The sequence below is a fragment of the Spiroplasma endosymbiont of Clivina fossor genome, assembly GCF_964031115.1.
Classification (GTDB): Bacteria; Bacillota_I; Bacilli_A; order Mycoplasmatales; family Nriv7; genus Nriv7.
The window spans coordinates 1829093-1852802 of the sequence record NZ_OZ035006.1; the positions used below are offsets into that span (position 1 = coordinate 1829093).

The following is a 23710-nucleotide window of genomic DNA, read 5'->3' on the forward strand; positions in this document are numbered from 1 at the left end:
TCTCTTTACTTTGGAATTTCATTAGACTTCTTGCAAAATTAATTTAAAATATAATTGAATTGTTGTTTTTAATAAAAAGGTGGAATTTAAATGAAATTTAAAAAAAATAATCAAATAAGTGATAAAAATTTTTTAAGATTAACTGGTATTAAACATACTACTTTTAATAAAATGCTAGAAATTTTAAAAATAGAAGAATTAAAAAAGAGATTTCGTCGCGGAAGAACCAATAAATTATCATTAGAAAATCGTATTTTAATGACTTTAGAATATTGAAGAGAATATAGAACTTATTTTCATATTGCAAAAAGTTATGATATTAGTGAAAGTAGTTGTTATAGAAATATCAAATGAATTGAAGACACTTTAATAAAACACCCTAATTTTCAACAACTTACTGGTCAAAAATCACTATTAAAAGATTATTTCAAAGATAAGACTGTTATAATTGATGTAACTGAAAGCCAAATCCAACGCCCAAAAAAAGACAAAAACAGCACTACTCAGGAAAAAAGAAAAAACACACAATAAAAACACAAGTTATAATTGAAAAAGATAGTAAAAAAATTATTAGTTCTGATTTTTCTTATGGTAAAAACCATGACTTTAAAATTTTAAAAGATTCAAAAATTAAATTTTTACCAGAAACAACTGTTTTAGTGGATTTAGGTTATCAAGGCATACAAAAAATTAATCATAATGTTTTAATTCCTAAAAGAAAATCAAAGAAAAACCCTTTAAATAAAGAAGAAAAGCAAAATAATGAGCGAATTTCAAAAATGAGAATTGTTATTGAAAATGTTTTTGCTATACTTAAAAAATTTAAAATTATTAGTGAAAAATATCGAAATCGTAGAAAAAGATTTGCTTTAAGATTTAATTTAATAGCTTCAATTTATAATTTACAACTATTAGTTTAAATATATTTGATAATTTAAAATTTCAGTCTTTTTTTATTGTAAATAATAATTTTTATTATGTTTTAATGACAAAATATTTGTAAAAATAATCTAAAAATTATTTTTAAATTTAAAAATTAATATGATAATTATAATTTTGCAAGAAGTCTATTATATACCAACAAACAAAAATTTTTACTTTTTTTAAGTCATTAAATATGAATAAATTACTATGATCGTTCAAACAAATTTATAGAATAGCAATAAATTTTAGAAAAACATTTATCATTAAAACAAAGAAAATAAGTTAAGTAAATTTAACTTTGTTAAAATTATTCTACCAAGAAAGGTGATTTTTTTTATGTTAAAAATTAATAATAATGTAAAAATGTTAGAAAACAAACATTGATTCAGTTTATTCGCAACCCATAAAAATATGTACACCAACAAATGCGAACAACTAGCTAATGAATACGAAAAATTAGATGAATATTTATATAAATATCATTATCGGTTAAAACAAGGTTATAAAGTAGTTCATTTTGCATCAAGAACAATTATTACAATTTTTGGTGAAGTTATTTTTAAACGACGCCGATATAAATATTGAAATCAAAAATCAGGTAAATTTGAATATGTATGTTTACTAGATAAAGAAATTGGTTTATTGCCCAAACAACGCATTTATTTTGATGTTCAATTTAAAGTTTTAAATCTTTTGGGTGATGGTAAACGGTATCGCGATGTTTTAGATACTCTAAATCATTGTTATATTTCAAAAGCTAGTATTTCAAGTATTTTAAATAAATACAATATTGCTGAATATTTTCAACTAGCAGAAAAAGAAACTAAAACTAGAATTGATGTCAAAAATAAGGATTTATATATTCAACTAGATGAGACATTTTTAGCGACATTAGATAAGAAAGTTAAACAAGACCAAAGAATTCGTTTAGTTACTTTTCATACCGGACATAAAGAAAAAAATTACAAAAATGCTCGTAGAGAATTAGAAAACAAACGAGGTCATTTTCTAATATTAAAAGTTGGTAAACGAATAAATACGATGGATTATCGTGATTTATTAATTAAGGAATTACAAAAACATTATGTAAATATTAATTATGACAAAATAATTGTTTGTGGCGATGGTGATACTTGAATTAGAGAAATTGCCAATAGTTTTGGTAATGTTAGATATATTTTAGATGGTTATCACGCTATTAAAAAATTAAAACAAACGGCATTTAATATTATTTTTGAAAATCGCAAAGTAACACTAAATAGTTGAATTAAATTATATAAGGATGGAAATCATCAAGAATTAATCAAAAACATTCGCAATGTTGCTAAAAATGAATTAAATAAAAATATTAAAACAAATTTAAGGAAGGCTAGTAATTATTTCAGTAATAATAAGCAAGGTATTCATAATCAAAATTTAGAATGAAATATCGGTTGTAGCATTGAAAGTGATGTATCGCATTTAGTAAAACAACAATTAGGATATGGAGCAAAAATATATAATCATAAGAATTTAAATAACTTATTACATTTAAGAATGGCAAATTTAAACAAATTAAATGTATTGCATTACATTAATGAAAATATTAATTCAGAAATAGAAATCAGAAAAGAAATATATAAAAATTCATTATGAAATAAATATAATAATAAAAATGATGATAGTTGAATTAATTATAAAGGTAATGCTGTAACAAATAAATATAATAGATTTAAGTAAGTAAAAATATTAGTTAAAATTTAATAAAATTAATAATTTTTCATTTTAATTTTGTCGAAAACTCTTGATAAAATAAAAAAAATCATCAACTTGATAATTTTAAAAGGCTTTTATGTAAAATTACTATTTTTACTTTAACTTTTTTATACATTAAAATATAATACCGCTGTTTGTTGGTTTGGAGTTAAACCCTTATGTTGGTATTTTCATTTTCAGAGATTTAAATAATTTTGAATATTAGTAAAACCTAAACCATGATAATGAATTAAGGCTTCTTTAAGACTAGATTGTAATTTACTGATTTTATTTAAGTTACGATAACTAGCTTCAGGATTAATTGTTGTTTTAGTTACACATAAAGTAGAATTTGTTTGTTTTGCTACTAAAAAATATAATTTTTGCATATCAGAAGTAATAATTGAATTTTCGTTAATTAATTCTTTGTTCATATTTTCAATAACTCATTGTTTTTGTAAACGTTTGGTGTTTGTGGATTTAACATAAATATTGTTATTATTATCAATTGCCATTTGAATACAGCATTTAGTATTAGTTGCGAATGGGTCAAGGTGAATTCTTCGTGGATCAGTTTTATATTTGAAATTTCCTTTATGGATTTCTTTAATGAATGTTTCATCGATTTGGATTTTACCAGATAATTTTTTAAATTTTAATTGGGTATTTTCTAATTGTTTTGATTTCATTAATTTTTGACGATTATATCAAGCAGTTTTTAATGTAGTTTTAATAAAACGAGAAATTGTTTTACTAGATTGTCCCAGCAATGAAATTTGAATCAATAAATTTCATTGTTCATAATTTAAATGACTTCAATAAATAAAATGATTACGAAAAGCGTCAAAACTTGCACGACAATTTTTACATAAATATTTTTGTTTTCCTTCTGAATTATGTCCATTTTTAACGCAATGGTAAGATTCACATTTAGGGCATTTAATACCGTGCGCTCTAAATTTTTGATCAATTTCATTTAAACGTTTTTGTTTTTTTATTAATTCTGCTTGTTGTTTGATTTTTTCATAAAATTCTAAAAATTGATCATCTGTTAAAGTATTTACTAGTTCTTGAATTATTTTTTCCATAATTATTATCCACCTCTATCATATTAAAATATACCTAAAATTAAGTATATTCAATAAATATCAAGAGTTTTCGACAAAATTAAAATAAAAAATTATTAATTATTATTAAATTTTAACTAATATTTTTACTTACTTAAATCTATTATATTTATTTGTTACAGCATTACCTTTATAATTAATTCAACTATCATCATTTTTATTATTATCCACCTCTATCATATTAAAATATACCTAAAATTAAGTATATCCAATAAATATCAAGAGTTTTCGACAAAATTAAAAATTTTTCATTGTGTAAAAATTCAATAATATGATAAAATGGTAATGAATAAAAATGGCAATAACAAGAAAGGCAGGGTTAGTTTAGTAATTAAATAATAATTTAGCTGATTGTTTTACTTCTTCAAAGCAATACCTAAGAAAACTAAACGCGACCATTGTGGTTTAAAAAGTTTACATTTTGAGAAAAATGATATAGTATGAAACGAGCTTAAAAGATTAAAAATTACAATAAAAAATGACAAAATGTTTGATAAAACAGAATTTATTGCCTCAAATACTCATGTTAAAATTGCTAATGAAACAATTGCTACTCCAATAAAAATATTATCTTTTAAAGCAGAAACACAAACCAAACCGACAACTGATATTGATTTACCAGAAGCAACCACCAGATTTGATGGAACCCATAACTATACAGATATCATTGATAATCTTGACTATTTAATGATTCACCGTGGTGATTTTGACAAATTTAATTATTCTTATCTTTATTGAACGCCGGTATTCAATTTCATTGACACTTTAGAAAAAGGTTACTATAAAGAATTCGCCATTAAAAATCACGGCTTTAAAGATGAGAGCTATTTTTATCATAAAACTTCTAGTGATAAAAATGTAGTAAATGAGAATGTTTTAAAAATTAAGACATTTAACAAAACCCTAATTGCTGGAAACAATTATTTACAATTACTACACGGTGAGGCTGAGATCTGAAAATATAACACCAAAAGCACTAACGATTATTACCTAATTAAGTACCTTTTTGGAACCTTAAATTATCTCAATGTTAAATTTAGTTTTTTACGCTACGATCCCGAATTAAGGAACGATATTTACCTTTATTTTAAAAACAACATTTCTAGTATTAACAATAGCGATTACAAAAATGTTTTTAACGAAATCTACGAAATTCTTGGTAATTTCTTTGCTAGTTTATTTTATGCTACTTTTGATATGGACGAAAAAACTCATACCGAAATTGATTTTAAGGGAGTAGATAATTACAACAAAGATTACTTTATTCAAATCGGTTTCTTTTATCGTTCGTTAATTACCTTTTATCCCAAAAAATATTTAATTAATGTTACTGGTAATTCGGAATTATTACTAAGAAGTTATTTCTTTACTTTTGATAAAAAAACGCACCAAGATAATTTTAATGCTATTAAAAATAATAACAGTATCTATCAAATTGAATTTAATGTCCTTAAATCTTATGATAATAAACTCATCGCCTTACCAACCAACAAAACCGCTAACAGTATTAACTATCTCGATACTGACATTGATATTCATTATGGTATTAATATTTTTACCTTAACTTTTCCACTTTATCACAAAGGTAATACCTATAACTACAATTTTAAAATTTATGACTTTAATGTTTTAAATTCCACAGCGTTTATTCCTGATGGTTCAAATAACAGTGAATGAGACGACTTAATTCCGCCGGCAAATTGCAAATATTCAGGGCGATGAATACCAACATTTAATGATATTGGTTGTGCAATTCAGAATGCTAGTATTAAAATGCTAAATTGAATGCTGACCGCTTCACAAGTCATTACCATTTTACGACCGCTAGCAATTATTGCAAAAGCAACAGTTAACTTTTCAACTGCTATTTTTCCAGTTTTTAAAACAGTACCAGCTTTTTATTACACATTTCAATTTTTAATCGGTTTTGCCATTTTTCTAATGATATTAAGAATTTTTGTATAATTATATATATGTATATATATTGAAAAAATAAAATAAAGTTTTAATTTTGTCGAAAACTCTTGATATTTATTGAATATACTTAATTTTAGGTATATTTTTAATATGATAGAGGTGGATAATAATTATGGAAAAAATAATTCAAGAACTAGTAAATACTTTAACAGATGATCAATTTTTAGAATTTTATGAAAAAGTCAAACAACAAGCAGAATTAATAAAAAAACAAAAACGTTTAAATGAAATTGATCAAAAATTTAGAGCGCAAGGTATTAAATGCCCTAAATGTGAATCTTACCATTGCGTTAAAAATGGACATAATTCAGAAGGAAAACAAAAATATTTATGTAAAAATTGCCGTGCAAGTTTTGACGCTTTTCGTAATCATTTTATTTATTGAAGTCATTTAAATTATGAACAATGAAATTTATTGATTCAAATTTCATTGCTGGGGCAATCTAGTAAAACAATTTCTCGTTTTATTAAAACTACATTAAAAACTGCTTGATATAATCGTCAAAAATTAATGAAATCAAAACAATTAGAAAATACCCAATTAAAATTTAAAAAATTATCTGGTAAAATCCAAATCGATGAAACATTTATTAAAGAAATTCATAAAGGAAATTTCAAATATAAAACTGATCCACGAAGAATTCACCTTGACCCATTCGCAACTAATACTAAATGCTGTATTCAAATGGCAATTGATAATAATAACAATATTTATGTTAAATCCACAAACACCAAACGTTTACAAAAACAATGAGTTATTGAAAATATGAACAAAGAATTAATTAACGAAAATTCAATTATTACTTCTGATATGCAAAAATTATATTTTTTAGTAGCAAAACAAACAAATTCTACTTTATGTGTAACTAAAACAACAATTAATCCTGAAGCTAGTTATCGTAACTTAAATAAAATCAGTAAATTACAATCTAGTCTTAAAGAAGCCTTAATTCATTATCATGGTTTAGGTTTTACTAATATTCAAAATTATTTAAATCTCTGAAAATGAAAATACCAACATAAGGGTTTAACTCCAAACCAACAAACAGCGGTATTATATTTTAATGTATAAAAAAGTTAAAGTAAAAATAGTAATTTTACATAAAAGCCTTTTAAAATTATCAAGTTGATGATTTTTTTTATTTTATCAAGAGTTTTCGACAAAATTAAAAAAATAAAGGAGTTAAAAAATGAAAATTTTAAGTATAATGGCTATTTTAGGATTAACAATATTACCCGCAACTGCTTGTTCAAACAAAAAAAACAATTGCCACCGACTGAACCGCTAATAATTAACGAATTAAATTTATCAAATGTTAAAATTCAAATTACATATAACTATAACGATAAATATGAAATAGATTTTTATAACACCAAAGAAGAAGAAGAAATTATTAATATTCCAAAATGATTAAAATATGATGGAACTAGTAGTTGTGAAGAAAATTGAAGACCTAATTGTGGTTTAAAAAGTTTACATTTTGAGAAAAATGATATAGTATGAAACGAGCTTAAAAGATTAAAAATTACAATAAAAAATGACAAAATGTTTGATAAAACAGAATTTATTGCCTCAAATACTCATGTTAAAATTGCTAATGAAACAATTACTATTCCAATAAAAATACTATCTTTTAAAGCAGAATTAAAAAATAATTAAACTGTAAAATGGGGGGGGGATTGGGAACTGTACAATTAACTGCGTCTCTAAGTGATTAACTTAAATTCACTCTGTCCTCAAATTTTATCATTAAATGTGAAATTGCACTACCCCAATTTTGAATTGGCATCGTTCATTTCTTAACCATATTTTGAAATGCTAAATAAAATATTTTAAAAACTGATGCGTCATTAGGAAAAATCTTTTTATTCTTAATAACTAAACAATTTTTTCATTTTTTCAAAAGACTTGGTACATAACCTTTAATTTTATCTACTATTTTGATAATATTATTTCCTAGGTGAAGTACAAATGTTAGATAAATACAAAGACGAAAACGAATTTTATAGTTTAATAGGCATAAAATATAAAACTTTCATGAAAATGGTAGAAATTTTAAAAGAAGGTGAAGCTAAACAAAAACAAATTGGTGGTAGACCAAATAAATTATCAATAGAGCAAAGATTACTTATGACTTTAGAATACTGAAAAGAATATAGTACATATCGTATTATTGCAAAAAATATAATAGACTTCTTGCAAAATTAATATGATAATTATAATTTTTAAATTTAAAATAAATATAAAAGTGTTATTAAAATAATTTTTAGATTATTTTTACAAATATTTTGTCATTAAAACATAATAAAAATTATTATTTACAATAAAAAAAGACTGAAATTTTAAATTATCAAATATATTTAAACTAATAGTTGTAAATTATAAATTGAAGCTATTAAATTAAATCTTAAAGCAAATCTTTTTCTACGATTTCGATATTTTTCACTAATAATTTTAAATTTTTTAAGTATAGCAAAAACATTTTCAATAACAATTCTCATTTTTGAAATTCGCTCATTATTTTGCTTTTCTTCTTTATTTAAAGGGTTTTTCTTTGATTTTTTTTAGGAATTAAAACATTATGATTAATTTTTTGTATGCCTTGATAACCTAAATCCACTAAAACAGTTGTTTCTGGTAAAAATTTAATTTTTGAATCTTTTAAAATTTTAAAGTCATGGTTTTTACCATAAGAAAAATCAGAACTAATAATTTTTTTACTATCTTTTTCAATTATAACTTGTGTTTTTATTGTGTGTTTTTTCTTTTTTCCTGAGTAGTGCTGTTTTTGTCTTTTTTTGGGCGTTGGATTTGGCTTTCAGTTACATCAATTATAACAGTCTTATCTTTGAAATAATCTTTTAATAGTGATTTTTGACCAGTAAGTTGTTGAAAATTAGGGTGTTTTATTAAAGTGTCTTCAATTCATTTGATATTTCTATAACAACTACTTTCACTAATATCATAACTTTTTGCAATATGAAAATACGTTCTATATTCTCTTCAATATTCTAAAGTCATTAAAATACGATTTTCTAATGATAATTTATTGGTTCTTCCGCGACGAAATCTCTTTTTTAATTCTTCTATTTTTAAAATTTCTAGCATTTTATTAAAAGTAGTATGTTTAATACCAGTTAATCTTAAAAAATTTTTATCACTTATTTGATTATTTTTTTTAAATTTCATTTAAATTCTACCTTTTTATTAAAAACAACAATTCAATTATATTTTAAATTAATTTTGCAAGAAGTCTATTACATTACATTAATGAAAATATTAATTCAGAAATAGAAATCAGAAAAGAAATATATAAAAGTTCATTATGAAATAAATATAATAATAAAAATGATGATAGTTGAATTAATTATAAAGGTAATGCTGTAACAAATAAATATAATAGATTTAAGTAAATAAAAATATTAGTTAAAATTAAAAAAAATTTAATAAAATTAATAATTTTTTATTTTAATTTTGTCGAAAACTCTGGGACTGTACAATTAACTGTGTCTCTAAGTAATTAACTTAAATTCACTCTGTCTTCAAATTTTATCATTAAATGTGAAATTGCACTACCCCAATTTTGAATTGGCATCGTTCATTTCTTAACCATATTTTGAAATGCTAAATAAAATATTTTAAAAACTGATGCGTCATTAGGAAAAATCTTTTTATTCTTAATGACTTTTCTTAATTGACTATTAACAGATTCAATCGCATTAGTTGTGTAAATAATTCTTCTAAATTCCTGAGGATATTCAAGAAAAATTATTAAATTATTTCAGTTATTTTTTCATGATTTAGTAATTTGTGGATACTTTTTATTTCATTTTTCTGAAAAATGATCTAAAGCAATTAACGCTATTTCTTCATTAATTGCTGTATAAATTGATTTTAAATCATTAGCTACAAGTTTGCAATCTTTGTAAGGAACAAATTTTAAACTATTGCGAATTTGATGAACAATGCATAATTGATGCTGTGTTTTTGGGAAAACAGCTTCTATTGCATCAGACATCCCAGTTAAATTATCACTACAAGCAACAAGAATATCTTGTAACCCACGATTTTTCATTTCCGTAAGATTATTAAGTCAAAATTTGGCTCCCTCATTCTCACTAATTCACATTCCTAAAATATCTTTTAAACCATCTAAATTAATTCCTAAGGCAAGATAAACTGCTTTATTTATTATTCGTTTATCTTGCTTTACTTTAACAACAATACAATCAAAATAAACAATCGGATAAATCTTCTCTAAAGGTTTAGTTTGTCACATTTTAACTTCTTCAATAACATCATCAGTTATTTGACTAATTAAACTTTCTGAAATTTCTGCTCCGTGATAGAATTCTTGCAATTGTGCTTTGATATCAGAAATTGTCATTCCTCTTGCATATAAAGAAATTACTTTTTGATCAAAGTTATCAAATCTTCTTTGTCTTTTCGGAATAATTACTGGTTCAAAAGTACTATTTCGATCTCTTGGTACATCAATTGCGATTGAACCATTTTTAGTAATAATGGTTTTTTGTGTGTTGCCATTTCTTTTATTATGATTCTCATCAGTTTCAAGATAATCTTTAATTTCCGTATTTAACATTCGTTCAGTTAATTTTTTGGTAAATTCCTGAAAAATAGTATTGCCTTTAAATAAATCTTGTGGATTATCAATATTTTCTAAAAAATAATCAACAACTTTATCAATTGCGTCAGGTTCTTTTTTTATTTTTTTTTTTGTCATTTTCTGTTCTCCTTCTTTTAAGTATAATTCAGAATGAATTATCGAGACACAGAATTTTGGACAGGCTCAAAACTTCTTGATAAAATAAAAAAATCATCAACTTGATAATTTTAAAAGGCTTTTATGTAAAATTACTATTTTTATTTTAACTTTTTTATACATTAAAATATAATACCGCTGTTTGTTGGTTTGGAGTTAAACCCTTATGTTGGTATTTTCATTTTCAGAGATTTAAATAATTTTGAATATTAGTAAAACCTAAACCATGATAATGAATTAAGGCTTCTTTAAGACTAGATTGTAATTTACTGATTTTATTTAAGTTACGATAACTAGCTTCAGGATTAATTGTTGTTTTAGTTACACATAAAGTAGAATTTGTTTGTTTTGCTACTAAAAAATATAATTTTTGCATATCAGAAGTAATAATTGAATTTTCGTTAATTAATCCTTTGTTCATATTTTCAATAACTCATTGTTTTTGTAAACGTTTGGTGTTTGTGGATTTAACATAAATATTGTTATTATTATCAATTGCCATTTGAATACAGCATTTAGTATTAGTTGCGAATGGGTCAAGGTGAATTCTTCGTGGATCAGTTTTATATTTGAAATTTCCTTTATGGATTTCTTTAATAAATGTTTCATCGATTTGGATTTTACCAGATAATTTTTTAAATTTTAATTGGGTATTTTCTAATTGTTTTGATTTCATTAATTTTTGACGATTATATCAAGCAGTTTTTAATGTAGTTTTAATAAAACGAGAAATTGTTTTACTAGATTGCCCCAGCAATGAAATTTGAATCAATAAATTTCATTGTTCATAATTTAAATGACTTCAATAAATAAAATGATTACGAAAAGCGTCAAAACTTGCACGGCAATTTTTACATAAACATTTTTGTTTTCCTTCTGAATTATGTCCATTTTTAACGCAATGGTAAGATTCACATTTAGGGCATTTAATACCTTGCGCTCTAAATTTTTGATCAATTTCATTTAAACGTTTTTGTTTTTTTATTAATTCTGCTTGTTGTTTGACTTTTTCATAAAATTCTAAAAATTGATCATCTGTTAAAGTATTTACTAGTTCTTGAATTATTTTTTCCATAATTATTATCCACCTCTATCATATTAAAAATATACCTAAAATTAAGTATATTCAATAAATATCAAGAGTTTTCGACAAAATTAAAAATTTTTTATTGTGTAAAAATTCAATAATATGATAAAATGGTAACGAATAGAAATAACAATAGCAAGAAAGGTATGGTTAGTTTAGTAATTAAATAATAATTTAGCTGATTGTTTTACTTCTTTAAAGCAATACCTAAGAAAACTAAACGCGGCCATTTTTAAAACTTATTGCTTCTTATTTTTAAATGTGATATATTTTGTAATGAACTTACATTATGCGAGTGTAGTTTAATGGTAGAACTTCAGCCTTCCAAGCTGATTGTGTGGGTTCGATTCCCATCACTCGCTCCATTAGATAAATAAAACTAGACTTTTAGAAGTCTAGTTTTTTGTTGTATAATTTATGAGAGTGAGGGAATAGTGATGTTAATTAGTGAAAAGATGCGAAGTGATAATAAGTTAAGAAGTATTTTTTTTGTTTTGTGGCAAGCACTAATCCCGGGGTTGATGATTTGATTACTTTTAGATCCGCAATTAAATTTATTAAAATTGAATTTTAAAGATAGTATTACTTTTGGATATATGTTTTTAATTGGAATGGTAATGCTACTATATGCTTTTATTACAACATTAGTTTGTTTTTTATGTGGGTATCATCAACAAGAGCAGTTTATTTATAGTATTATTGTGATGCTAGAATTTGTTGTTTTATATTTAACTAGTTTATGATTATTATCAGTTTTTTGACGCTTTATTATTGCAATCTCATTAGCTATTTTAGGAACTTTAGTGATGACAATTATTGTGATGACAATTACAAATTATTTTTATAAAGAATAATAACTAAATAAATAATAAGTCATTTGTTCAATCTTTTTGTAACTCTTCGTATTTATCATTTAATATTTCTTGATAGATTGATAATGAAGTTTGTTCTCATAGGTAATTGGCTCAATAGCATCAAATTAGTTTGTAATATACCACAGACTTATGACAAACACAAGCAGTTTTTTAAAAAAAGGTCGCGTTTAGTTTTCTTAGGTTTTTTTTAAAAAAGAAAAAATAATCATTTACTATAAATTATTTCAATATTCAAATTAAGTATATATTTCTTATGTATGATTTTTGTTGTAAAAAATTTTTAATTTTGTCGAAAACTCTTGATAAAATAAAAAAAATCATCAACTTGATAATTTTAAAAGGCTTTTATGTAAAATTACTATTTTTACTTTAACTTTTTTATACATTAGACTTCTTGCAAAATTAATTTAAAATATAATTGAATTGTTGTTTTTAATAAAAAGGTGGAATTTAAATGAAATTTAAAAAAAATAATCAAATAAGTGATAAAAATTTTTTAAAATTAACTGGTATTAAACATACTACTTTTAATAAAATGCTAGAAATTTTAAAAATAGAAGAATTAAAAAAGAGATTTCGTCGCGGAAGAACCAATAAATTATCATTAGAAAATCGTATTTTAATGACTTTAGAATATTGAAGAGAATATAGAACTTATTTTCATATTGCAAAAAGTTATGATATTAGTGAAAGTAGTTGTTATAGAAATATCAAATGAATTGAAGACACTTTAATAAAACACCCTAATTTTCAACAACTTACTGGTCAAAAATCACTATTAAAAGATTATTTCAAAGATAAGACTGTTATAATTGATGTAACTGAAAGCCAAATCCAACGCCCAAAAAAAGACAAAAACAGCACTACTCAGGAAAAAAGAAAAAACACACAATAAAAACACAAGTTATAATTGAAAAAGATAGTAAAAAAATTATTAGTTCTGATTTTTCTTATGGTAAAAACCATGACTTTAAAATTTTAAAAGATTCAAAAATTAAATTTTTACCAGAAACAACTGTTTTAGTGGATTTAGGTTATCAAGGCATACAAAAAATTAATCATAATGTTTTAATTCCTAAAAGAAAATCAAAGAAAAACCCTTTAAATAAAGAAGAAAAGCAAAATAATGAGCGAATTTCAAAAATGAGAATTGTTATTGAAAATGTTTTTGCTATACTTAAAAAATTTAAAATTATTAGTGAAAAATATCGAAATCGTAGAAAAAGATTTGCTTTAAGATTTAATTTAATAGCTTCAATTTATAATTTACAACTATTAGTTTAAATATATTTGATAATTTAAAATTTCAGTCTTTTTTTATTGTAAATAATAATTTTTATTATGTTTTAATGACAAAATATTTGTAAAAATAATCTAAAAATTATTTTAATAACACTTTTATATTTATTTTAAATTTAAAAATTATAATTATCATATTAATTTTGCAAGAAGTCTATTAAAATATAATACCGCTGTTTGTTGGTTTGGAGTTAAACCCTTATGTTGGTATTTTCATTTTCAGAGATTTAAATAATTTTGAATATTAGTAAAACCTAAACCATGATAATGAATTAAGGCTTCTTTAAGACTAGATTGTAATTTACTGATTTTATTTAAGTTACGATAACTAGCTTCAGGATTAGTTGTTGTTTTAGTTACACATAAAGTAGAATTTGTTTGTTTTGCTACTAAAAAATATAATTTTTGCATATCAGAAGTAATAATTGAATTTTCGTTAATTAATTCTTTGTTCATATTTTCAATAACTCATTGTTTTTGTAAACGTTTGGTGTTTGTGGATTTAACATAAATATTGTTATTATTATCAATTGCCATTTGAATACAGCATTTAGTATTAGTTGCGAATGGGTCAAGGTGAATTCTTCGCGGATCAGTTTTATATTTGAAATTTCCTTTATGGATTTCTTTAATAAATGTTTCATCGATTTGGATTTTACCAGATAATTTTTTAAATTTTAATTGGGTATTTTCTAATTGTTTTGATTTCATTAATTTTTGACGATTATATCAAGCAGTTTTTAATGTAGTTTTAATAAAACGAGAAATTGTTTTACTAGATTGCCCCAGCAATGAAATTTGAATCAATAAATTTCATTGTTCATAATTTAAATGACTTCAATAAATAAAATGATTACGAAAAGCGTCAAAACTTTGGAATGGCAACCCTTTTTAGGACACTTTTTATGTAGACTGGTATTTTCTAAATTCAACGGGAGTTAAATAATTTAAACTGCCATGAATTCGAATATTGTTATATCAATTAACAAAATCAAATAGTTCGCATTTTAATTGTGTTAAGTTTGCAAATTTTTTACCGTTAATAAATTCAGTTTTAAAGGTTTTGTAAGTTGCTTCAGCAACAGCATTATCATATGGGCATCCTTTGGTACTTAATGATCTTTGAATTTTAAAGGTTATTAAAATTTCATCAATGATTTTATTTTTGAATTCATTACCACGATCAGTATGAAATAAAGTTATTTTATTTAATGGTCGTGTTATCTTGTGAAAAGCTTGTTGAACTAGTTCAGCAGTTTTATTTGGTCTAGCACTATAGCCAATTACTTCGCGATTAAACAAGTCAATTAATAAACAAATATAATAGACTTCTTGCAAAATTAATATGATAATTATAATTTTTAAATTTAAAATAAATATAAAAGTGTTATTAAAATAATTTTTAGATTATTTTTACAAATATTTTGTCATTAAAACATAATAAAAATTATTATTTACAATAAAAAAAGACTGAAATTTTAAATTATCAAATATATTTAAACTAATAGTTGTAAATTATAAATTGAAGCTATTAAATTAAATCTTAAAGCAAATCTTTTTCTACGATTTCGATATTTTTCACTAATAATTTTAAATTTTTTAAGTATAGCAAAAACATTTTCAATAACAATTCTCATTTTTGAAATTCGCTCATTATTTTGCTTTTCTTCTTTATTTAAAGGGTTTTTCTTTGATTTTCTTTTAGGAATTAAAACATTATGATTAATTTTTTGTATGCCTTGATAACCTAAATCCACTAAAACAGTTGTTTCTGGTAAAAATTTAATTTTTGAATCTTTTAAAATTTTAAAGTCATGGTTTTTACCATAAGAAAAATCAGAACTAATAATTTTTTTACTATCTTTTTCAATTATAACTTGTGTTTTTATTGTGTGTTTTTTCTTTTTTCCTGAGTAGTGCTGTTTTTGTCTTTTTTTGGGCGTTGGATTTGGCTTTCAGTTACATCAATTATAACAGTCTTATCTTTGAAATAATCTTTTAATAGTGATTTTTGACCAGTAAGTTGTTGAAAATTAGGGTGTTTTATTAAAGTGTCTTCAATTCATTTGATATTTCTATAACAACTACTTTCACTAATATCATAACTTTTTGCAATATGAAAATAAGTTCTATATTCTCTTCAATATTCTAAAGTCATTAAAATACGATTTTCTAATGATAATTTATTGGTTCTTCCGCGACGAAATCTCTTTTTTAATTCTTCTATTTTTAAAATTTCTAGCATTTTATTAAAAGTAGTATGTTTAATACCAGTTAATCTTAAAAAATTTTTATCACTTATTTGATTATTTTTTTTAAATTTCATTTAAATTCCACCTTTTTATTAAAAACAACAATTCAATTATATTTTAAATTAATTTTGCAAGAAGTCTAATGTCATTTAGTACCAACTTGAACATATGTTAAATCACTAACAACAACTTCATTGGGTTTTTGGTCATTAAATTGACGATTTAAAACATTATTAATTTGGTCATTATTAACTGTTTTTTCATGATTACGATATTTTAATTTGGTGTATTTAGAAACCAAATTATTTTTGATCATAATGAATCGGATTTTTCGTCGTGATAAGATGATATTTTTTCTTATTAAAACAGCTTTAATTTTACGAGCACCATAAATCTTACGACTTTTATTAAATGCACTGATAACTTCTTGTTCATAATTATTAATATCAAACTTAGTGCATTTATTAGTTTGATAATAATATGTTGATTTTAGTAAACCTAAAATCTTACATATTTTCCTCACTGAATATTTAGTTTTGTTGTTATTAATTATTGTTATTTTTTGCCGATTATCAGTGCTGCTTGCTTTAAAATGTCATTTTCCATTCGTAATTGTTGGTTTTCTTTTCGCAAGTAAATTAATTCATTTTCTTCGACAGTGCGATTATCTTTTGCTTTAAATGACCCAGAATTATTATAATTTTTAACTCAACTATAAATAGTTGGTTTTGGTAAATTATATTCTTTCCCTAAATTAATAACACTTTTGCCATTTTTGTATAGCATTACAATTTGTTTTTTAAATTCTTCAGAGTATGAGGTTTTATTTCCCATTTTTATATTCCTTCTTTCTTAATAATTTTGAAGTCTATATAATTATGGTCCAATTTATTGTAGCCTATCCACTTGCACGGCAATTTTTACATAAATATTTTTGTTTTCCTTCTGAATTATGTCCATTTTTAACGCAACGGTAAGATTCACATTTAGGGCATTTAATACCTTGCGCTCTAAATTTTTGATCAATTTCATTTAAACGTTTTTGTTTTTTTATTAATTCTGCTTGTTGTTTGACTTTTTTATAAAATTCTAAAAATTGATCATCTGTTAAAGTATTTACTAGTTCTTGAATTATTTTTTCCATAATTATTATCCCCCTCTATCATATTAAAAATATACCTAAAATTAAGTATATTCAATAAATATCAAGAGTTTTCGACAAAATTAAAACCCAATTTTGAATTGGCATCGTTCATTTCTTAACCATATTTTGAAATGCTAAATAAAATATTTTAAAAACTGATGCGTCATTAGGAAAAATCTTTTTATTCTTAATGACTTTTCTTAGTTGACTATTAACAGATTCAATCGCATTAGTTGTGTAAATAATCCTTCTAAATTCTTGAGGATATTCAAGAAAAATTATTAAATTATTTCAGTTATTTTTTCATGATTTAGTAATTTGTGGATACTTTTTATTTCATTTTTCTGAAAAATGATCTAAAGCAACTACCGCTATTTCTTCATTAATTGCTGTATAAATTGATTTTAAATCATTAGCTACAAGTTTGCGATCTTTGTAAGGGACAAATTTTAAACTATTACGAATTTGATGAACGATGCATAATTGGTGCTGTGTTTTTGGGAACACAGCTTCTATTGCATCAGACATTCCAGTTAAATTATCGCTACAAGCAACAAGAATATCTTGTAACCCACGATTTTTCATTTCCGTAAGATTATTAAGTCAAAATTTGGTTCCCTCATTCTCGCTAATTCACATTCCTAAAATATCTTTTAAACCATCTAAATTAATTCCTAAGGCAAGATAAACTGCTTTATTTATTATTCGTTTATCTTGCTTTACTTTAACAACAATACAATCAAAATAAACAATCGGATAAATCTTCTCTAAAGGTTTAGTTTGTCACATTTTAACTTCTTCAATAACATCATCAGTTATTTGACTAATTAAACTTTCTGAAATTTCTGCTCCGTGATAGAATTCTTGCAATTGTGCTTTGATATCAGAAATTGTCATTCCTCTTGCATATAAAGAAATTACTTTTTGATCAAAGTTATCAAATCTTCTTTGTCTTTTCGGAATAATTACTGGTTCAAAAGTACTATTTCCATCTCTTGGTACATCAATTGCGATTGAACCATTTTTAGTAATAATGGTTTTTTGTGTGTTGCCATTTCTTTTATTATGATTCTCATCAGTTTCAAGATAATCTTTAATTTCCGTATTTAACATTCGTTCAGTTAATTTTTTGGTAAATTCCTGAAAAATAGTATTGCCTTTAAATAAATCTTGTGGATTATCAATATTTTCTAAAAAATAATCAACAACTTTATCAATTGCATCAGGTTCTTTTTTTATTTTTTTTTGTCATTTTCTGTTCTCCTTCGTTTAAGTATAATTCAGAATGAATTATCGAGACACAGAATTTTGGACAGGCCCTGAATTTAAGTTAATCACTTAGAGACGCAGTTAATTGTACAATCTCCATTTTACAGTTTAATTATTTTTTTAATTCTGCTTTAAAAGATAGTATTTTTATTGGAGTAGTAATTGTTTCATTAGCAATTTTAACATGAGTATTTGAGGCAATAAATTCTGTTTTATCAAACATTTTGTTATTTTTTATTGTAATTTTTAATCTTTTAAGCTCGTTTCATACTATATCATTTTTCTCAAAATGTAAACTTTTTAAACCACAATTAGGTCTTCAATTTTCTTCGCAACTACTAGTTCCATCATATTTTAATCATTTTGGAATATTAATAATTTCTTCTTTTTTGGTGTTATAAAAATCTATTTCATATTTATCGTTATAGTTATATGTAATTTGAATTTTAACATTTGATAAATTTAATTCGTTAATTATTAGCGGTTCAGCCGGTGACAATTGTTTTTTGTTTGAACAAGCACAAGCAGTTATGGGTAATATTGTTAATCCTAAAATAGCCATTATATTTAAAATTTTCATTTTTTAACTCCTTTATTTTATTTTTTTATTATATATATAATTATACAAAAATTCTTAATATCATTAGAAAAATGGCAAAACCGATTAAAAATTGAAATGTATAGTAAAAAGCTGGTACGATTTTAAAAACTGGAAAAATGGCAGTTGAAAAATTAACTGTTGCTTTTGCAATAGTTGCTAGGGGTCGTAAAATGGTAATGACTTGTGAAGCTGTCAGCATTCAATTTATCATTTTGATACCAGCATTTTGAATCGCACAGCCAATATCGTTAAATGTGGGTATTCATCGCCCGGAATATTTACAATTTGCCGGCGGAATTAAGTCGTCTCATTCACTGTTATTTGAACCATCAGGAATAAACGCTGTGGAATTTAAAACATTAAAGTCATAAATTTTAAAATTGTAGTTATAGGTATTACCTTTGTGATAAAGTGGAAAAGTTAAGGTAAAAATATTAATACCATAACGAATATCAATATCGGTATTGAGATAATTAATACTGTTAGCGGTTTTGTTGGTTGGTAAGGCGATGAGTTTATTATCATAAGATTTAAGGACATTAAATTCAATTTGATAGATACTGTTATTATTTTTAATAGCATTAAAATTATCTTGGTGCGTTTTTTTATCAAAAGTAAAGAAATAACTTCGTAGTAATAATTCCGAATTACCGGTAACATTGATTAAATATTTTTTGGGATAAAAAGTAATTAACGAACGATAAAAGAAACCGATTTGAATAAAGTAATCTTTGTTGTAATTATCTACTCCCTTAAAATCAATTTCGGTATGAGTTTTTTCGTCCATATCAAAAGTAGCATAAAATAAACTGGCAAAGAAGTTACCAAGGATTTCATAGATTTCGTCAAAAACATTTTTGTAATCGCTATTGTTAATACTAGAAATGTTGTTTTTAAAATAAAGGTAAATGTCGTTCCTTAATTTGGGATCGTAGCGTAAAAAACTAAATTTAACATTGAGATAATTTAATGTTCCAAAAAGGTACTTAATTAGGTAATAATCGTTAGTGCTTTTGGTGTTATATTTTCAGATTTCACTTTCACCGTGTAATAATTGTAAATAGTTATTACCTGCGATTAAGGTTTTATTAAAAGCTTTAATTTTTAAAATATTTGTATTAATTTCATCTTCACCGCTAGAAGTTTTGTGATAAAAATAGCTTTCGTTTTTAAAACCGTGGTTTTTAATGGTAAATTCTTTGTAATAACCTTTTTCTAAGGTGTCAATAAAATTAAATACTGGTGTTCAATAAAGATAAGAATAATTAAATTTGTCAAAATCACCACGATGAATCATTTAAATAGTCAAGATTATCAATGATATCTGTATAATTATGGTTTCCATCAAATTTGGTGGTTGTTTCTGGCAAATCAATATCAGTTGTCGGTTTGGTTTGTGTTTCCGCTTTAAAAGATAGTATTTTTATTGGAGTAGTAATTGTTTCATTAGCAATTTTAACATGAGTATTTGAGACAATAAATTCTGTTTTATCAAACATTTTGTCATTTTTTATTGTAATTTTTAATCTTTTAAGCTCGTTTCATACTATAGACTTGGTACATAACTATAACTAGCTTAATTCAAAATTATATATTCCTGAAATTAAGTTAAATCGTAATCCAAATCTTCTAATCTTATTGCGATAACGATAAACTAGTATTTTAAATCTTTTTAATCTAGCAAAAACATGTTCAATGACAATTCTAACTTTACTTAAAAAGCTATTATATTCCTTTTTATCTGGATTTAAAGGATTATTTTTACTCTTTTTAATTGGCAATAATGTATTTTTATGAACATTTTGCAAACCTTGATATCCTGAATCGGCAATTAATTCTAATTTTGGATTTATAAGTGTATTTGATTTTAAAAATAACTTATAATCATGAGTACTGCCATAACAAAAATCTACTGAAATAATTTTATTGTTAAATAAATCAATAATTATTTGCGATTTTAATGAATGTTGCCTTTTCTTACCAGAAAATAATAATTTTAGTTTTTTTTAATTCTTTCAATTGGAATTTCTGTAGCATCAATTGCTAATAAATTATTAGTAGTACCCTTATTTTCTAATAATATCTTTTTGCCAGGTATATGAAAGTGACTATTTTTTATTAGAGTATTTTCAACTCAAAAGATATTACGAATACAACTAACATGACTAATATTATATTTTTTTGCAATAATACGATATGTACTATATTCTTTTCAGTATTCTAAAGTCATAAGTAATCTTTGCTCTATTGATAATTTATTTGGTCTACCACCAATTTGTTTTTGTTTAGCTTCACCTTCTTTTAAAATTTCTACCATTTTCATGAAAGTTTTATATTTTATGCCTATTAAACTATAAAATTCGTTTTCGTCTTTGTATTTATCTAACATTTGTACTTCACCTAGGAAATAATATTATCAAAATAGTAGATAAAATTAAAGGTTATGTACCAAGTCTTATATCATTTTTCTCAAAATGTAAACTTTTTAAACCACAATTAGGTCTTCAATTTTCTTCGCAACTACTAGTTCCATCATATTTTAATCATTTTGGAATATTGATAATTTCTTCTTTTTTGGTGCTATAAAAATCTATTTCATATTTATCGTTATAGTTATATGTAATTTGAATTTTAACATTTGATAAATTTAACATATAAGTTTCTTTGCTTTCTCTTTTATTTCTAATTAGTGATTGTGTATATTTGTGTGTTGTTATTTCACTATTGTTAATATTTTGGGGAATGATAAAAATGTTATTAAAACTAATAATTAACACGGTAAATATTTTCATAAACATTTTTATCATTCCTTTTTAAAATATTTTATTTTTCGTTGTTCTTTTTTCTTTAATTTTTTTAATAAGTCACTCAATACCACAATTTATAATTCATGTAATATACCACAGACTTATGACAAACACAAGCAGTTTTTTAAAAAAGGGGTCGAATTTATTTTTTTATTTAAAATTTTTATAAATAATTAAAATTCTAATAGAATTTTTTTTAATTTTGTCGAAAACTCTTGATATTTATTGAATATACTTAATTTTAGGTATATTTTTAATATGATAGAGGTGGATAATAATTATGGAAAAAATAATTCAAGAACTAGTAAATACTTTAACAGATGATCAATTTTTAGAATTTTATGAAAAAGTCAAACAACAAGCAGAATTAATAAAAAAACAAAAACGGTTAAATGAAATTGATCAAAAATTTAGAGCGCAAGGTATTAAATGCCCTAAATGTGAATTTTACCATTGCGTTAAAAATGGACATAATTCAGAAGGGAAACAAAAATATTTATGTAAAAATTGCCGTGCAAGTTTTGACGCTTTTCGTAATCATTTTATTTATTGAAGTCATTTAAATTATGAACAATGAAATTTATTGATTCAAATTTCATTGCTGGGGCAATCTAGTAAAACAATTTTTCGTTTTATTAAAACTACATTAAAAACTGCTTGATATAATCGTCAAAAATTAATGAAATCAAAACAATTAGAAAATACCCAATTAAAATTTAAAAAATTATCTGGTAAAATCCAAATCGATGAAACATTTATTAAAGAAATCCATAAAGGAAATTTCAAATATAAAACTGATCCACGAAGAATTCACCTTGACCCATTCGCAACTAATACTAAATGCTGTATTCAAATGGCAATTGATAATAATAACAATATTTATGTTAAATCCACAAACACCAAACGTTTACAAAAACAATGAGTTATTGAAAATATGAACAAAGAATTAATTAACGAAAATTCAATTATTACTTCCGATATGCAAAAATTATATTTTTTAGTAGCAAAACAAACAAATTCTACTTTATGTGTAACTAAAACAACAATTAATCCTGAAGCTAGTTATCGTAACTTAAATAAAATCAGTAAATTACAATCTAGTCTTAAAGAAGCCTTAATTCATTATCATGGTTTAGGTTTTACTAATATTCAAAATTATTTAAATCTCTGAAAATGAAAATACCAACATAAGGGTTTAACTCCAAACCAACAAACAGTGGTATTATATTTTAATGTATAAAAAAAGTTAAAGTAAAAATAGTAATTTTACATAAAAGCCTTTTAAAATTATCAAGTTGATGATTTTTTTTATTTTATCAAGAGTTTTCGACAAAATTAAAAGAATTTTTTGAAAGAAAGCATTATACTTAAATTTTAAAGCAAAGAAATTGCAGATTAATTTTTGGAGAAGGGTGTTGATTGTTCGATAAATTTTATTAATTAGTAAAAATTTACGAAAAGGAAATTAATTAATATGAAAAAATTACTAAGTATAGTAGCGGCGGTTAGTTTAACTGCAACTGGAGCAAGCACTATCAGTGCTTGTAAACAACATGAAAAATTTGAAGATACTATTTTTAAATTTATTAAAAAAATAGATGACATGTTTGAAAATCCTACTTATGAAAAAACGATTACAGAAAAAGCAGGAATAGATGATTGAAATGAAATTAAAAATAATTGAAATAAACAAAAAGAAAATTTTAGTAATATTGATTATTCTACTATTTCAAAAGATGAAAAAGAATCTATCATTGTTATAATAAAAGAATTTGAAAAATTATTTAAACTGGACGCATAAAGTTTTGTTAGGTGGGTAAAGATTTGAGT

At 23.6% G+C, this 23710-nt stretch carries 29 protein-coding genes, 1 tRNA gene and 3 pseudogenes; 13 read left to right on the forward strand and 20 right to left on the reverse strand.

The features are described 5' to 3' along the window. The first annotated feature begins 90 nt into the window (after nucleotides 1–90). From AAHM82_RS14785 to AAHM82_RS11115, 3 genes are all read left to right on the forward strand, one after another. Entirely contained in the window at nucleotides 91–531 is a 441-nt protein-coding gene (locus tag AAHM82_RS14785; protein WP_342263396.1) for a transposase family protein, read from the forward strand. Continuing rightward, on the forward strand, nucleotides 528–920 hold the full coding sequence (locus tag AAHM82_RS14790; RefSeq protein ID WP_342264845.1) for a transposase family protein: 393 nt from the start codon (nucleotides 528–530) through the stop codon (nucleotides 918–920). The genes AAHM82_RS14785 and AAHM82_RS14790 overlap by 4 nt, the downstream gene beginning before the upstream one ends. A gap of 340 nt (nucleotides 921–1260) precedes the next feature. After that, on the forward strand, nucleotides 1261–2643 hold the full coding sequence (locus AAHM82_RS11115; RefSeq protein ID WP_342263974.1) for an Mbov_0401 family ICE element transposase-like protein: 1383 nt from the start codon (nucleotides 1261–1263) through the stop codon (nucleotides 2641–2643). Between the two features lie 143 nt (nucleotides 2644–2786). On the opposite strand, the gene AAHM82_RS11120 is transcribed toward AAHM82_RS11115, so the two are convergent. Next, nucleotides 2787–3746: an IS1/IS1595 family N-terminal zinc-binding domain-containing protein gene (locus AAHM82_RS11120; RefSeq protein WP_342263605.1), complete on the reverse strand. Its 960-nt coding sequence runs from the start codon at nucleotides 3744–3746 to the stop codon at nucleotides 2787–2789. Nucleotides 3747–4271: 525 nt separating this feature from the next. Between AAHM82_RS11120 and AAHM82_RS11125 the strand changes: the two genes are divergently transcribed. The 3 genes from AAHM82_RS11125 to AAHM82_RS11135 all read left to right on the forward strand — a co-directional run bounded on the left by AAHM82_RS11125 (nucleotide 4272) and on the right by AAHM82_RS11135 (nucleotide 7422). Continuing rightward, the gene (locus AAHM82_RS11125) at nucleotides 4272–5750 is read left to right on the forward strand and encodes a hypothetical protein (protein WP_342263975.1); all 1479 of its coding nucleotides are present in this window, start codon (nucleotides 4272–4274) and stop codon (nucleotides 5748–5750) included. Between the two features lie 124 nt (nucleotides 5751–5874). Beyond that, entirely contained in the window at nucleotides 5875–6834 is a 960-nt protein-coding gene (locus tag AAHM82_RS11130; protein ID WP_342263352.1) for an IS1/IS1595 family N-terminal zinc-binding domain-containing protein, read from the forward strand. Between the two features lie 57 nt (nucleotides 6835–6891). Continuing rightward, nucleotides 6892–7422: a hypothetical protein gene (locus AAHM82_RS11135; RefSeq protein ID WP_342263976.1), complete on the forward strand. Its 531-nt coding sequence runs from the start codon at nucleotides 6892–6894 to the stop codon at nucleotides 7420–7422. A gap of 55 nt (nucleotides 7423–7477) precedes the next feature. Here the strand turns inward: AAHM82_RS11135 and AAHM82_RS14795 are convergent. Then, a pseudogene (locus AAHM82_RS14795) lies at nucleotides 7478–7804 on the reverse strand (hypothetical protein); the annotation flags it as partial. Here AAHM82_RS14795 and AAHM82_RS11145 point away from each other — a divergent pair. Further along, on the forward strand, nucleotides 7735–7971 hold the full coding sequence (locus AAHM82_RS11145) for a transposase family protein (protein ID WP_342263978.1): 237 nt from the start codon (nucleotides 7735–7737) through the stop codon (nucleotides 7969–7971). The pseudogene AAHM82_RS14795 and the gene AAHM82_RS11145 overlap by 70 nt on opposite strands. A 152-nt stretch (nucleotides 7972–8123) precedes the next feature. Here the strand turns inward: AAHM82_RS11145 and AAHM82_RS14800 are convergent. From AAHM82_RS14800 to AAHM82_RS11160, 4 genes and pseudogenes are all read right to left on the reverse strand, one after another. Then, nucleotides 8124–8515, reverse strand: a pseudogene (locus AAHM82_RS14800) (transposase family protein). Next, nucleotides 8512–8952 carry a transposase family protein gene (locus AAHM82_RS14805; protein ID WP_342263396.1) on the reverse strand — a complete coding sequence of 147 codons (441 nt, stop codon included), beginning with the start codon at nucleotides 8950–8952 and terminating at the stop codon, nucleotides 8512–8514. Before AAHM82_RS14805 ends, AAHM82_RS14800 begins: the two are co-directional and overlap by 4 nt. A gap of 331 nt (nucleotides 8953–9283) precedes the next feature. Beyond that, nucleotides 9284–10507, reverse strand: coding sequence for an IS256 family transposase (locus AAHM82_RS11155; RefSeq protein ID WP_342263979.1), 1224 nt, complete (start codon nucleotides 10505–10507; stop codon nucleotides 9284–9286). A gap of 154 nt (nucleotides 10508–10661) precedes the next feature. After that, nucleotides 10662–11621: an IS1/IS1595 family N-terminal zinc-binding domain-containing protein gene (locus AAHM82_RS11160; RefSeq protein ID WP_342263980.1), complete on the reverse strand. Its 960-nt coding sequence runs from the start codon at nucleotides 11619–11621 to the stop codon at nucleotides 10662–10664. Between the two features lie 303 nt (nucleotides 11622–11924). On the opposite strand from AAHM82_RS11160, the gene AAHM82_RS11165 reads away from it, so the two are divergent. From AAHM82_RS11165 to AAHM82_RS14815, 4 genes are all read left to right on the forward strand, one after another. Continuing rightward, nucleotides 11925–11998 (forward strand) — tRNA-Gly (locus AAHM82_RS11165). 198 nt (nucleotides 11999–12196) lie between these two features. Continuing rightward, on the forward strand, nucleotides 12197–12487 hold the full coding sequence (locus AAHM82_RS11170) for a hypothetical protein (RefSeq protein ID WP_342263981.1): 291 nt from the start codon (nucleotides 12197–12199) through the stop codon (nucleotides 12485–12487). Nucleotides 12488–12962: 475 nt separating this feature from the next. Further along, on the forward strand, nucleotides 12963–13403 hold the full coding sequence (locus AAHM82_RS14810) for a helix-turn-helix domain-containing protein (protein WP_425288976.1): 441 nt from the start codon (nucleotides 12963–12965) through the stop codon (nucleotides 13401–13403). After that, the gene (locus tag AAHM82_RS14815; protein ID WP_342264845.1) at nucleotides 13400–13792 is read left to right on the forward strand and encodes a transposase family protein; all 393 of its coding nucleotides are present in this window, start codon (nucleotides 13400–13402) and stop codon (nucleotides 13790–13792) included. The genes AAHM82_RS14810 and AAHM82_RS14815 overlap by 4 nt, the downstream gene beginning before the upstream one ends. 144 nt (nucleotides 13793–13936) lie before the next feature. Here the strand turns inward: AAHM82_RS14815 and AAHM82_RS11180 are convergent, their stop codons facing one another. The 14 genes and pseudogenes from AAHM82_RS11180 to AAHM82_RS11240 form a co-directional block, all read right to left on the reverse strand. Beyond that, nucleotides 13937–14692 (reverse strand): transposase, encoded by a 756-nt coding sequence (locus AAHM82_RS11180; RefSeq protein ID WP_342263982.1) that lies wholly within the window; start codon nucleotides 14690–14692, stop codon nucleotides 13937–13939. Nucleotides 14693–14710: 18 nt separating this feature from the next. After that, nucleotides 14711–15130 (reverse strand): annotated as a pseudogene (locus AAHM82_RS11185) (IS3 family transposase); the annotation flags it as partial. Nucleotides 15131–15303: 173 nt separating this feature from the next. Further along, complete coding sequence (locus AAHM82_RS14820) at nucleotides 15304–15696, reverse strand: transposase family protein (protein WP_342264845.1); 393 nt, start codon at nucleotides 15694–15696, stop codon at nucleotides 15304–15306. Further along, complete coding sequence (locus AAHM82_RS14825) at nucleotides 15693–16133, reverse strand: transposase family protein (protein ID WP_342263396.1); 441 nt, start codon at nucleotides 16131–16133, stop codon at nucleotides 15693–15695. Before AAHM82_RS14825 ends, AAHM82_RS14820 begins: the two co-directional genes overlap by 4 nt. A 65-nt stretch (nucleotides 16134–16198) precedes the next feature. Beyond that, nucleotides 16199–16582, reverse strand: coding sequence for an IS3 family transposase (locus AAHM82_RS11195; RefSeq protein ID WP_342263983.1), 384 nt, complete (start codon nucleotides 16580–16582; stop codon nucleotides 16199–16201). A gap of 32 nt (nucleotides 16583–16614) precedes the next feature. Further along, the gene (locus tag AAHM82_RS11200) at nucleotides 16615–16893 is read right to left on the reverse strand and encodes a transposase (RefSeq protein WP_342263780.1); all 279 of its coding nucleotides are present in this window, start codon (nucleotides 16891–16893) and stop codon (nucleotides 16615–16617) included. A gap of 64 nt (nucleotides 16894–16957) precedes the next feature. Beyond that, a complete protein-coding gene (locus AAHM82_RS11205; protein ID WP_342263984.1) occupies nucleotides 16958–17203 on the reverse strand; it encodes an IS1/IS1595 family N-terminal zinc-binding domain-containing protein in 246 nt (81 codons plus the stop codon). Between the two features lie 15 nt (nucleotides 17204–17218). Continuing rightward, the gene (locus tag AAHM82_RS11210) at nucleotides 17219–18442 is read right to left on the reverse strand and encodes an IS256 family transposase (protein ID WP_425289034.1); all 1224 of its coding nucleotides are present in this window, start codon (nucleotides 18440–18442) and stop codon (nucleotides 17219–17221) included. A 142-nt stretch (nucleotides 18443–18584) separates the two neighbouring features. Further along, nucleotides 18585–19052 (reverse strand): hypothetical protein, encoded by a 468-nt coding sequence (locus AAHM82_RS11215; RefSeq protein ID WP_342263985.1) that lies wholly within the window; start codon nucleotides 19050–19052, stop codon nucleotides 18585–18587. Between the two features lie 40 nt (nucleotides 19053–19092). Continuing rightward, nucleotides 19093–20370, reverse strand: coding sequence for a hypothetical protein (locus AAHM82_RS11220; RefSeq protein ID WP_342263986.1), 1278 nt, complete (start codon nucleotides 20368–20370; stop codon nucleotides 19093–19095). Beyond that, nucleotides 20339–20572, reverse strand: coding sequence for a hypothetical protein (locus AAHM82_RS11225; RefSeq protein ID WP_342263987.1), 234 nt, complete (start codon nucleotides 20570–20572; stop codon nucleotides 20339–20341). The genes AAHM82_RS11220 and AAHM82_RS11225 overlap by 32 nt, the downstream gene beginning before the upstream one ends. A gap of 72 nt (nucleotides 20573–20644) precedes the next feature. Continuing rightward, on the reverse strand, nucleotides 20645–21067 hold the full coding sequence (locus AAHM82_RS11230; protein WP_342264877.1) for a transposase family protein: 423 nt from the start codon (nucleotides 21065–21067) through the stop codon (nucleotides 20645–20647). Nucleotides 21068–21069: 2 nt separating this feature from the next. Beyond that, nucleotides 21070–21462 carry a transposase family protein gene (locus AAHM82_RS11235; RefSeq protein WP_342263426.1) on the reverse strand — a complete coding sequence of 131 codons (393 nt, stop codon included), beginning with the start codon at nucleotides 21460–21462 and terminating at the stop codon, nucleotides 21070–21072. A gap of 52 nt (nucleotides 21463–21514) precedes the next feature. Continuing rightward, nucleotides 21515–21871, reverse strand: coding sequence for a hypothetical protein (locus AAHM82_RS11240; RefSeq protein WP_342263988.1), 357 nt, complete (start codon nucleotides 21869–21871; stop codon nucleotides 21515–21517). Between the two features lie 289 nt (nucleotides 21872–22160). Between AAHM82_RS11240 and AAHM82_RS11245 the strand changes: the two genes are divergently transcribed. Then, nucleotides 22161–23120 (forward strand): IS1/IS1595 family N-terminal zinc-binding domain-containing protein, encoded by a 960-nt coding sequence (locus tag AAHM82_RS11245; protein WP_342263989.1) that lies wholly within the window; start codon nucleotides 22161–22163, stop codon nucleotides 23118–23120. A gap of 234 nt (nucleotides 23121–23354) precedes the next feature. Next, nucleotides 23355–23681 (forward strand): lipoprotein, encoded by a 327-nt coding sequence (locus AAHM82_RS11250; protein WP_342263990.1) that lies wholly within the window; start codon nucleotides 23355–23357, stop codon nucleotides 23679–23681. The last annotated feature ends 29 nt before the right edge of the window (nucleotides 23682–23710 follow it).